This is a genomic window from Vannielia sp., from assembly GCF_029212645.1.
GTDB lineage: Bacteria > Pseudomonadota > Alphaproteobacteria > Rhodobacterales > Rhodobacteraceae > Vannielia.
Window position 1 is genome coordinate 17,098 of sequence record NZ_JARGND010000031.1, and the last position, 11,076, is coordinate 28,173.

General features: G+C 64.5%; 10 protein-coding genes and 1 pseudogene. 5 read left to right on the forward strand and 6 right to left on the reverse strand.

The genetic code is table 11. The features are described from left to right. Positions 1 to 6: 6 nt before the first annotated feature. Complete coding sequence (locus P1U55_RS10865) at positions 7 to 1,467, forward strand: SPOR domain-containing protein (RefSeq protein ID WP_301047600.1); 1,461 nt, start codon at positions 7 to 9, stop codon at positions 1,465 to 1,467. A gap of 116 nt (positions 1,468 to 1,583) precedes the next feature. Here the strand turns inward: P1U55_RS10865 and P1U55_RS10870 are convergent, their stop codons facing one another. Both P1U55_RS10870 and P1U55_RS10875 read right to left on the reverse strand, forming a co-directional pair. Next, positions 1,584 to 2,600 carry a hypothetical protein gene (locus P1U55_RS10870; protein ID WP_301047601.1) on the reverse strand — a complete coding sequence of 339 codons (1,017 nt, stop codon included), beginning with the start codon at positions 2,598 to 2,600 and terminating at the stop codon, positions 1,584 to 1,586. Positions 2,601 to 2,736: 136 nt separating this feature from the next. Next, entirely contained in the window at positions 2,737 to 3,240 is a 504-nt protein-coding gene (locus P1U55_RS10875; protein WP_301047602.1) for a c-type cytochrome, read from the reverse strand. A gap of 172 nt (positions 3,241 to 3,412) precedes the next feature. Between P1U55_RS10875 and idi the strand changes: the two genes are divergently transcribed. Then, positions 3,413 to 3,916, forward strand: a complete 504-nt coding sequence (gene idi / locus P1U55_RS10880) for an isopentenyl-diphosphate Delta-isomerase (protein ID WP_301047621.1) — start codon at positions 3,413 to 3,415, stop codon at positions 3,914 to 3,916. A gap of 21 nt (positions 3,917 to 3,937) precedes the next feature. On the opposite strand, the gene P1U55_RS10885 is transcribed toward idi, so the two are convergent. Next, positions 3,938 to 4,564, reverse strand: a complete 627-nt coding sequence (locus tag P1U55_RS10885) for a TetR/AcrR family transcriptional regulator (protein WP_301047603.1) — start codon at positions 4,562 to 4,564, stop codon at positions 3,938 to 3,940. A 176-nt stretch (positions 4,565 to 4,740) separates the two neighbouring features. On the opposite strand from P1U55_RS10885, the gene fghA reads away from it, so the two are divergent. From fghA to P1U55_RS10900, 3 genes and pseudogenes are all read left to right on the forward strand, one after another. Then, entirely contained in the window at positions 4,741 to 5,571 is an 831-nt protein-coding gene (fghA, locus tag P1U55_RS10890; RefSeq protein WP_301047604.1) for an S-formylglutathione hydrolase, read from the forward strand. After that, a pseudogene (locus P1U55_RS10895) lies at positions 5,568 to 6,008 on the forward strand (YaiI/YqxD family protein); the annotation flags it as partial. The gene fghA and the pseudogene P1U55_RS10895, both read left to right, overlap by 4 nt. Before the next feature lie 152 nt (positions 6,009 to 6,160). Next, positions 6,161 to 9,076: an error-prone DNA polymerase gene (locus P1U55_RS10900; protein ID WP_301047605.1), complete on the forward strand. Its 2,916-nt coding sequence runs from the start codon at positions 6,161 to 6,163 to the stop codon at positions 9,074 to 9,076. A gap of 113 nt (positions 9,077 to 9,189) precedes the next feature. Here the strand turns inward: P1U55_RS10900 and P1U55_RS10905 are convergent, their stop codons facing one another. The 3 genes from P1U55_RS10905 to P1U55_RS10915 are packed head-to-tail and all read right to left on the reverse strand — an operon-like array spanning position 9,190 to position 11,051. After that, positions 9,190 to 10,038, reverse strand: coding sequence for a class I SAM-dependent methyltransferase (locus P1U55_RS10905; RefSeq protein ID WP_301047606.1), 849 nt, complete (start codon positions 10,036 to 10,038; stop codon positions 9,190 to 9,192). Positions 10,039 to 10,077: 39 nt separating this feature from the next. After that, on the reverse strand, positions 10,078 to 10,578 hold the full coding sequence (locus P1U55_RS10910) for a hypothetical protein (RefSeq protein WP_301047607.1): 501 nt from the start codon (positions 10,576 to 10,578) through the stop codon (positions 10,078 to 10,080). After that, the gene (locus tag P1U55_RS10915; RefSeq protein WP_301047608.1) at positions 10,575 to 11,051 is read right to left on the reverse strand and encodes an RNA pyrophosphohydrolase; all 477 of its coding nucleotides are present in this window, start codon (positions 11,049 to 11,051) and stop codon (positions 10,575 to 10,577) included. The genes P1U55_RS10910 and P1U55_RS10915 overlap by 4 nt, the downstream gene beginning before the upstream one ends. Positions 11,052 to 11,076 lie beyond the last annotated feature (25 nt).

Below are 11,076 nucleotides of genomic sequence, written 5' to 3' on the forward strand. Positions count from 1 at the left end.
TGGAAGATGTTGGCTCGCCTTTTTGCAACGGCAGCAGCGGTAGTGTTTCTCGGTTTTGGTTCGGCAGCAGAGGCGCAGAGCCTGAAGCGGTCTTCGGGGCCGGCTGAATACCCGCCCGCATCCTACAAAGGCACGCAATACGTTGACAGCAAGGGCTGTGTTTTCATCCGCGCCGGATTTGCCGGAGCGGTGGATTGGGTGCCGCGCGTCACCCGCGCGCGCAAGCAAGTGTGCGGCCTGCGCCCGACCTTCGCCAAGGCGCCTGCGCTGCCGGTGATCAAGGACAAGCCAGTGGTTGCGAAGGCCAAGCCTGCCGCGCCCAAGCCGGTTGCCAAAACCGAAACCCGCACCGCCCGCGCGACACCCGCCAAGACGGCCCCCAAAAAGACCGCCGTGAAGAAAACGGTGAGCAAGAAGCCGACCACGGCGAAGACAACCAGAACAACGACAACCCGAAAAACGACCAAATCGGCGACCAACGGCACCACGGCGCGCCGCCCGATCCCGACTGCCGCGCTGAAACGCGGCCCGGCGCCGAAGCCCGGCAAGGTGCGTCGCACCGCCAAGGCCGCTCCCGCGCCCGCCCAAAAAACCACAACCCGGCAAGTGGTGCGCTCAAGTGCGTGCCCCGACCGCAACGGCGTGAGCCAGCGTTACACCAACGCATCGGGCGTGCGCTGTGGTCCGCAGGGCTATGTGGGCAACGACAGCAACTTTAACGCACCAACCCGCACCGCAAAGACGCGCGGCGCCCCGGCCACGACGACCAAAACCACCACTCGCCCCCGCCGTCAGGTTGCGGCACCCGCCCCGGCGCCCCAGCGCACGGCGGTGCCGGTGAGCACCCCCAAGGGATATAAAAAGGTGTGGACCGATGGGCGCCTCAACCCCGAGCGCGGCGAACGCACCCAGCGCGGGCGTGACCAGATGGCGCTGCTCTGGACCCAAGACGTGCCGCGCCGGTTGATTGATGTGCGCACGGGCCGCGATGTGACGGCGCAGCGCACGGAGATGATTTACCCCTACACCGATTACGCCGAGCAGCAGGCCGATATGGCCCGCAAGGCGACGGTTTCGAGCAAGTCGGTCAAGAAGGTGAGGCGCAAGCAGGCCACGGTTTCCAGCAAGTCCGCGCCCAAGACCAAACGGGTGACGACGAAGGTGGTGCGCAAGGCTGCGCCGCAGCAAAAGCAGCGGGCCACCAAGGTGCGCACCGCGCCCAAACAGGCCAGCAAGGCGGCGAGGAGCGGGCGGTTCATTCAGGTGGGCACCTTTGGGGTGGACGCCAATGCCAAGCGCAGCGCGCAACGGCTGGCCTCGGCCGGGTTGCCTGTGCGGATGGCGCCGATCACCCGTGGCGGCAAACGCCTGACCATCGTGATGGCTGGGCCGCTGGCCGGTGGTGGGCTGAACTCGGGCCTTCACAAAGCCCGTTCGCTGGGCTTTGGAGACGCATTCATTCGCTAACAACCAACGACAATAAGAACGACGGGCAGGCAAGCCATACAGGCAACGCGCCTCGCGAAGAAACCTTCGCGGGGCGCGATACGTTTTGGGATGGTGCGTGTGTTGGGGCTGAGGCGCTACTCGCCGCAGATGCCTTGCAGCGCGACCCAATCGGCATCGGCCAGAATGGGCTGCGCATTGCCGGAGCGCATTGGATCGGCCTCGATCAGCGGCAGGGTGTTTTCGCCCGAGACATCCAGCGCATAGGCATAGGGCGTGGCCGCAACCTTCGCCGCCTCAAAGCGGGTGAGCAGCGCCTCGGCAGGGACCGGGGCGGTGGGAGTGGCGATGAGCGTTTCGGCGTAGGCATCGAGCGTTTCGTCCTGCATCTTGCCCGTGGTGAGCAGGCGGACCGTGGCCAGAAGCCCGGCGTGATCGAGCAGGGTTTGCAGCGGATCAACCAGGGCGGCGCGGGTGGCCTCGGCCAGGATGTACCCGGCGGCGACATCGGGGCTTTCATAGTCTTCCACCAGCGCCTTGTTGAGCAGGATCAGCCCGCCGGGCAAGGCGACGGTATCGTGGATGCCGGAGCGCAGCACCAGCAGGCCGCCCTTTTCAGGGGCCAGAAGCCGGGTGTGCAGGCGGGCAAGGGCGCGGTCGCCGCGCGGGGTGCGACAGGGCGCGCCAGACACCCGCCCGATGGCGCTGAACACCTGCCCGCCGATGGCCGCGCGGGTGGGCGCGGGCACAACGCCGGTGGTGTGGCGCACCAGCGCGTCGGGCAGCCAGAACACCGCCCCGGCGACCAGCGCCGCAGTGGACCCCCAAAACAGGACGCGCCGCAGCCAGCCCTCACGCGGGCGGCGCCTGGCGATGACCTGGCGCACCCGTTCGATCGCGTCGATCATGGTTTCGTCGTCGATCTCCAGCACTTCCAGCGCCTCGGCAGACGGGGTGTAAATGGCGGGGATATCGCCGGGATTGGCGCGCTCGACGGCGGCCAGCGACCAATGGGTGAGCGGGCGGCCTGCGTTATCGGAAATCGACAGCGACGCATCGCCAAAATTGACGGTCACGTTCTGGCGCTGGGCCTCTGGCTCGGGCCGCCAAAGGCCGGGGCTTTCGAGGCGTTGATATTCCTTTAGCGCCGTCATCGGGCGGTGGGCCTGCTCTGTTATTCTTTTCGTTGGCGTAAACCTTAACCGCTTTCACCGCGTTTGGGAATCGCCAACAAAAAGCGCCGCGCCATGGGATGGCGCGACGCTGTATTTATAATGCAAACCCAGAGGCTTACATGGAGTTGAGGCTCATCAGATAGGCATAAACATCCTTGGCGTCGTCTTCCTTTTTCAGGCGGAAGGACATTTTGGACTTGGCCTTGTCGTCGCCTGTCGCCTCCTTGAGGAAGGCTTTTGGATCGGCCACATAGGCGACAAGCTTTTCCTCGGTCCAGATGAGGCCTTCTTCACCGGCCTCCACGATGGATTTGCCATAGCGGAAGTCTTCAACGGCACCGGCCTTATGGCCCATCACGTTATAAAGGTTGGGGCCGGTTCTGGCCCTTTTGCCGGCGAGCGTTTCACCCGCTTCGTTGACGACAACGTGGCAGGTTTGGCAGCGTTTGGTAAAAACCTTCTCACCGGCGGCGGCATCGCCCGTGGGTGCGGCCATTTCGGCCATGGCGGTATCATCCTCGGCCATGGCGGCATCACCCTCGGCATTTTCGTGGCTCTCGGCAAAGGCCGGGGCGGCCAGAAGGGCAGCGATGGCTGCGGTTTTGATGATTGATTTCATGGCTCGTTCAGTCTCCTCGTAAGGTGGCTTTTGATCTTGCTTGATGCGTCGGCTCAGGAGGGCTTGTTAGCGCAGGCCCCCTCCAATAGACACGCGGCGCTATGGCACAAGTATATAGTGCGGTATTTGGAAAGTCGAAAATGTGACCAAGGTCTTAGCTGAAAATGGCGGCATGATCCCGGCCTGGGTTGATGGGGCGCTGGTGCCGGTAGAGAAGCTGGCGGTGCATCAGCGTGGGTTACGGCACAAGGCGGTGTCGGTGTTTCTGTTTGCCGGGGAGCGGCTGTTGATCCAACAGCGGGCGGCGGGGAAGTACCACACGCCGGGGCTTTGGGCCAACACCTGCTGCACGCATCCCCATTGGGGCGAGGCGGCGGGTGATTGTGCGCAGCGGCGGCTGGGTGAGGAGCTTGGCATCACCGGCGTGGCGCTGGAGCCGCGCGGGGAGCTCACCTATCGCGCCGATGTGGGCGGCGGGCTGGTGGAGCATGAAGAGGTGAGCCTGTTCCGGGTGGATTGCGCGGCAGAGCCGCAGGTGCTGGCGACCCCCGCAGAGGTGCAAGCGATACGCTGGGTGACGCTTGATGCGCTGGCCGCAGAGATTGCGGCCGCGCCAGAGCAGTTTACCCCATGGATCAGGATTTACATGGCCGAACACCGCCATTTGATAGCCTAGAGGGACGGGCTGTGCCGGGGGTCAGGGCTTTTTGGCGGCGTAACGGGCCATGAACATTTCGATCGCGCCGTCGATCACCTTTTGGCGTTTCTCGGGCGAAAAATCACAGTCGATCCCCATGATGCGCTTCACCCAAAGCTCGGCCTTGATCAGCTCCATGAACTGATAGGCGGCTAGCTCGTAATCCTCGATGTCAAGCTCGCCGCGCTGGGTGGCGGCTTGCAGGAAGGGGACGATGGCCTTGCACACAACCTCGGGGCCATATTTGCAAAACTCCTGCCCGATTTGGGGGAAGCGCCCGCTTTCGGCGGTGCAGATGCGGAACATGCCGCTGCCAAGATCGGAGAGCATGAAGGCCTGCAACTGCTCGGCGATCTGACGCAGCACGACCGGCGCGGATAGCGGGGGATCAATGGCCTGCACGGCGACCTCTGCATGTCGCTGGCATTCGCGGGTCGCGACCTCCATGAACAGCAGGCCCTTGTCGGGGAAGTAGTTGTAGAGCGTGGCCTTGGAGACGCCGGCCTCTTTGGCGATCAGATCAACCGACGCGCCTTCATAGCCATCGGCCAGGAAAATCTTGCGAGCGCCCTCGACCACCTGATCGAACTTGCGGCCACGTTTGATTTCCGCTGAGGGCGCACTCATGAAGATTTCCCCTTTTTCTCGGAGGCAACTATAAACAGAACGGTTTAGTTCCGGCAAGGCGGGAGGTGGTTTGGCAAGGATCGGGGGGTCACAATTGCAGGTTTTGCAGGGGGGCTGTGGACTTTCAACAAGGGCGCTCCGATAGTCAACGCACCACAAGGACAGGAGGGGCTGACATGGTTGAGACTGTTTCGGAAAACCGGGCGTTTGGCGGGGTGCAGGGGGTCTATTCCCATGCCTCGGAGGCCTGCGCTTGTGACATGACTTTTGGCCTTTTCTTGCCCGAAGAAGCCCGCGACGGGCCAGTGCCGGTGCTGTGGTATCTATCGGGGCTGACCTGCACCCATGAGAACGCGATGACAAAGGCCGGGGCGCAGGCCTGGGCCGCCGAGCAGGGGATTGCGCTGGTGTTCCCCGATACCTCGCCGCGCGGAGAGGGCGTGGCCGATGACGAGGCCTATGATCTGGGCAAGGGCGCGGGGTTTTACGTAAACGCGGTGCAGGAGCCCTGGGCGCCGCATTATAACATGTGGGACTATGTGGCCGAGGAGTTGCCCGCGCTGATTGGGGCGGAGTTTGCGGTGGATCTGGAGCGCCAAGCGATTACCGGGCATTCTATGGGCGGGCATGGCGCGCTAACGCTGGGGATGGCCCTGCCGGGGCGGTTTACCAGCGTTTCGGCCTTTGCGCCCATCGCCCACCCGACCGAAAGCGACTGGGGCCGCAAGCAGCTGACGGCCTATCTGGGCGATGAGGGTTGGGAGGCGCATGACGCCACGCTGCTCATGCGGGATGACGGCTTTGACGGGCCGGTGCTGGTGGATCAGGGCAGCGGCGATCAGTTTCTTGATTTGTTGATGCCCGAGGCGTTGAGCGAGGCAATGGCGGCGCGGCGCCAAGAGGGGGCTTTCAGGATGCAAAAGGGGTATGACCATTCCTACTTCTTCATCTCGACCTTCATGGAGGAGCATGTGGCGTTTCACGCCGAGGCGCTGTGGGCCCGGTGACGATCTGGGTGGATGGAGATGCCTGCCCGGTGAAGGCCGAGGTGGAGCAGGTGGCAAGCCGCCTGAAGGTGCCGGTGAAAATTGTGTGCAACGGCGGGCTGCGGCCCTCGGCCAACCCGTTGATCGAGGTGGTTTATGTGAGCGAGGGCCTCGATGTGGCCGATGATTTCATCGCAGAGAACGCCGGGCGCGGTGATGTGGTGATCACCGCCGATATCCCGCTGGCGGCGCGCTGCGTAGAGGCCGGGGCGCTGGTGGTGAAGCCGGACGGCGAGCGGCTGACAGAGCGCAACATGGGCTCGGCGCTGGCCACGCGGGATTTGATGACAGACCTGCGGGCGGCGAACCCGCTCAAGCAGGGCGGCGGGGCAAGGCCGTTTTCGAAAGCGGATCGGGCGCGGTTTACCGATGGGTTGGACCGGGCGTTGCGGGCCGCGGGGGGGGGCTCGCGGGGGTGGTGCGGCGCGCGGGCCCCCCCCCCGCCCCCCCCCCCCGCGCGCCCCGCGCGCGCCTGCGGACCAGAGCGCAGCGAATGTAGGCAATTGAGCGTGAGAACAAAACGTGAAAATATGGGTGTGGGGAATCGCTCATGTTTGCTGAACTCAATGCCACGTCCAACTTTACCTTTCTCACCGGGGCCTCCCACCCCGAGGAGTTGATGGAGCGTGCCGGGCTGATGGGGATCAGGGCTTTGGCGGTGGCGGATGAGAACTCTGTTGCCGGGATTGTGCGGGCGCATCAGCGCGGGCGTGAGATTGCACGGGTGGTCAACGAGCGGGCCGAACAGGAGGCGCGGGACGGGGTGATTGGGCCGGTTGCGCCAGAGGGGGCCGCGCGCGCGCCCTCGCTGGATATTGCCTGTGTTCCAAGGCTTTTGCCGGGCGCACGGGTGGTTTTGTCTGATGGGTTCACGGTAACGGCCTTGCCGAGGGATCGCGCGGCTTGGGGGCGGTTGTGCCGGCTGTTGTCGCTGGGGCGGCTCAGGGCCGAGAAGGGCGCCTGCCTGCTCCATATGGAGGATTTGGTGGCATGGGGCGAGGGGATGGAGCTGTTGCTGCACCCTTCCGCCGCGCCGGATTGGGAGGCCAGGGGGCGGCGGTTGAAACGGCGGTTTGGCCATGCGGTGAGCCTGCTGGCCGCCCCGCGGTATGACGGGCGCGATGCTGCGCGGTTTGATCGGCTGGCGGGCGTGGCGGAGCGGCTGGGGGTGGCGATGGTGGCCAGTGCGGCCCCGTTGATGCACCACGGGCGGCGGCGGCGGCTGGCCGATGTTTTGAGCGCGGTGCGCCTTGGGTGCCGGGTGGATGCGCTGGGCCGGGCGGCGCTGGCCAATGGCGAGCAGCGGCTGCGCAGCGCCGGGGAGATGCGGCGGCTGTTTGTGGGCCATGAGGGCGCTGTGGAGCGGGCGGGCGAGGTGGCAGAGCGCTGCCGGTTTTCGCTGGATGAGCTGCGTTACGAATACCCCTCGGAGGTGACGGGCGGCGAGACGGCGGGCGAGCGGCTGGCGCGGCTGGCGCAGGCCGGGCTGCGCTGGCGCTATCCATCCGGCGCTCCCGAGCGGGTGAAGGGTATGTTGGCGCATGAGTTGGCGCTGATCGCAAAGCTCAAATATGAGCCCTATTTCCTGACGGTGAATGACATTGTGGCCTTCGCCCGTGAGCGCGGCATCCTGTGCCAGGGGCGCGGCTCGGCGGCAAATTCGGTGGTGTGTTACTGCCTTGGGGTGACGAGCGTCAGCCCCGAGATCGGCACCATGGTGTTTGAGCGATTTGTCAGCGAGGCCCGCGACGAGCCGCCGGATATTGACGTGGATTTTGAGCATGAGCGGCGCGAGGAGGTGATCCAGCATATCTATGAGCGCTATGGCCGCCACCGGGCGGGGCTTTGTGCCACGGTGATCCACTATCGCGGCAAGCGCGCCAGCCGTGAGGTGGGCCGCGCGATGGGGCTTTCGGATGATACGATCTCGGCGATGTCCTCGCAGATCTGGGGGTGGGGATCGGTCTCGGCGTCGCTCAGGGATGAGCGGCTGCGCGAGATCGGGCTGGACCCGAGGGACCGGCGGCTGGCGCTGACCTTACAGATCATCGAGGAAATACAGGGCTTTCCGCGCCATCTGAGCCAGCATGTGGGCGGTTTCATCATCACCGAGGGGCGGCTGGATGAGCTGTGCCCGGTGGAGAACGCCAGCATGGAAGACCGCACCGTGATCCCGTGGGACAAGGACGATATCGACGCGCTGGGCATCCTCAAGGTGGATGTGCTGGCGCTTGGGATGCTGTCATGCATCCGCAAGGCCTTTGACCTGCTGGCCGAGCATCATGGCACGCGCTACGAGCTGGCCACCCTGCCGCCGGAAGACCCGCAGGTGTATAACATGCTGTGCAAGGCCGATAGTCTTGGGGTGTTTCAGGTGGAGAGCCGGGCGCAGATGAACTTTTTGCCCCGGATGCGCCCGAGGTGCTTTTATGACCTGGTGATCGAGGTGGCGATCATCCGGCCCGGCCCGATTCAAGGGGATATGGTGCATCCGTTCCTGCGCCGCCGGAATGGCGAGGAGCAGGTGGAATTTCCCTCGGATGCTCTGGGCGAGGTGCTGGGCAAAACGCTGGGTGTGCCGCTGTTTCAGGAGCAGGCGATGCAGATCGCCATTATCGGCGCGGGGTTTACCCCGGATGAGGCGGATCGGCTGCGGCGGGCCTTGGCGACCTTCAAGAAGCTGGGAAATGTGGGTGATTTCCGCGAGCGTTTCCTGCGGGGGATGGCGGCAAATGGCTATGAGGCGGAGTTTTCCGAGCGGTGTTTCTCGCAGATCGAGGGGTTCGGCTCTTATGGCTTCCCCGAGAGCCACGCGGCGAGTTTTGCGCTGCTGGTTTATGCGAGTGCCTGGTTGAAGCGGCACCATCCGGGGATGTTTGCCTGTGCGCTGCTCAACAGCCAGCCAATGGGGTTTTACGCCCCGGCGCAGATTGTGCGGGATGCGCAGGAGCACGGGGTAGAGGTGCGCCCGGTCGATATCAACGAAAGCTTTTGGGACAATGTGATGGAGCCGGACGGGCGCGGCGGATTGGCGCTGCGCCTCGGGTTTCGCCAGATCAAGGCCATGCGTGAGGAAGAGGGGCGGTGGATTTGTGCGGCGCGGGGCAATGGCTATCTGGATGTTGCCGCGGTGTGGCGGCGCGCCGGGGTGGCACCGCATCTGGTGGAGGCCCTCGCCGAGGCAGATGCCTTTGCCGGGATGGGGATGAACCGGCGTGAGGCGCTGTGGGAGGCAAAGGCGCTGCGCGGGGATGCCCCGCTGCCGCTGTTTGCGGGCGCGTTGGAGGGCGAGGGGATTGCCGAGCCGCTGGCCGCGCTGCCGCAAATGAGCCTCGCCGAGGAGATGGTGGAGGATTACGTGGCGCTCAGGATGAGCCTGCGCGCGCATCCTGTGGCCTTGCTGCGGCATCTGCTGACGCCGGGAATTGCCGCCTCAACACAGGGCATGGCCGCAGAGCGGCGATGAGGGCGTTCATGCCCGGCAGACCGGGGCAAGAAGGCCCCTGTTCACCGAGTGCCACGACGCCACGATGCCGAAAAACGAGGCGCGCCTGAAGAAAGCCGGTGCCAGATCGCGCCTTAGCGCGACAGGCGAAAGATCATGTAGCGGTTAAAATGGCAGAAGGCTTCGGAGGTGCGCTTTTGCTCGTGCAGGCGCTCGGCCAGCCGAAAGCGGCGGCGTTCACTCAGCATCATCCTGAACGTCGAAGCGATGGCCCAACGGGTTTTGGGGCGCTTCATTTTCAGCTCTTCGTTAACGCGGGAAACGGCGTGGCCGATCACGTTGAACAGGCCCTGCTCAAGATCAATCGAGGGGGCAACGGCCTCGGTGATGTCTTCCTCGGCCTCGATGGTAAGCGACAGGGCTGCCACGGTGTTTCGCATCAGGGCAAGGCGGTGGCCGCCGCCCACGGTTTGGCCGCGTTTGACACCTTCATACTGTTCGGAGCGGAAGCAATCCGCGATGAGGATCTGGCCCTCGGGCTTGAGCAGGCCAAGCGCCTCTTTCAGCGCAACCTCGCAGGGAATGTATTGAAAACTCTCGGAAAACAGGCAAAGATCAAAGCCGCCCGCCCCGGCGAAATCCTCGAACATACATTCATGCACCCGCGCTTCGGGCGCGTTCTGGCGGCAGCGCGAGGCGAGAAAGGGGGAGGGCACGACGATCTCGACCTCATGGCCAAGCGCGATCAGCTTTTTGGCGGTTTCACCCGCGCCGCCGCCGATATCAAGGATGCGCAGCGGCCCCTCGGGCAGGTAGCCAAACAGCTTTTCGGTATAGGCGGCCTGCGCGGTGCCAAGGTTTTCGGCCGTGGCGTCCAGCCCGGTCCATAGGCCGTAATGCAGGTTCTCGGCCCCGGTGAGCCAGCGCATGAATGACAGACCTACATCAAGGCCAATGGCGCGAGTATCAACTTTTTGTCCCATGCGCTCTCCTAACCGAGGCCGCCCGTGGCGGGAAGGGGGTTAACGGATTGGGCGTGTTTTGGAGGCGGGGCAGCGGTCTTTGCTGTGGCAAAGGGTGACAGCCTCAAGCTGTTCACGGCTGGGTGTGGCGAAGAGCTTGGTTGAGCAGGGATCAACCGTGAGCGTGAGGGTGCCGCCGCGTTCTTCAACCGCCATCAGGTAGCTATCAGCCTCGGGGAAGCTGCCGCACCACGAGGCAAAGCAGACAAGGCGCACATTGACGGGGGTAGAAACGCGCGAGGTGAAGCCGCCTTTGCCAAGCTGCACGCCGGTGAGGTTGGCGCGGATCGTAAGCTCGGCCATGCCGCGTGTGGTGCGGCTGGGGCGCAGGCGGCGCACCGGTTCTTGCGGGGTGAGGCGGCCATGGATGACGCGGAAGTTTTCAGCGGCTTCGCGGGCATCGGTGTAAAGGCGCATCGGATCGGGGGGCAGGCAGGAGAGGGCCAGCGCGGGCGCTGCCGTGGCCAGCAGGGTGGCGGCGAGAGCGAGGCATTTGATCACGTCAGGTGTTCCTTGAAAGCTTCGAGCACGGCGGCGTAAACGGCGCGCTTGAACGGCACGATATTGGCAACAAGTTCAGAGGGGGGCAGCCACTTCCACTCGGAAAATTCGGGGTGTTCGGTGGCGAGGTTCACATCATCATCCTCGCCGGTGAAGCGCAGCAAAACCCAATGCTGCTCCTGCCCGCGGTAGCGCCCTTTCCAGACCTTGCCGAGCAGTTCGGGCGGCAGATCATAGCGCACCGGTGTTTTGGTTTCTGCAATCAGCGAAACCTTTTCGGGGGGGATTCCGGTTTCTTCCTCAAGCTCGCGCAGGGCGGCGGTGCGATGGTCTTCGCCCGGATCAAGCCCGCCTTGGGGCATTTGCCAGGCGGGTTGATCACTGTCGATCCGCTGGCCGGTAAAGACCTTACCGGCGGGGTTGAGCAGCATGACGCCCACGCAGGGGCGGTAGGGAAGAGATTCGGCGTCCATGGGGGTGAGTTAGTAGCGAGGCGGC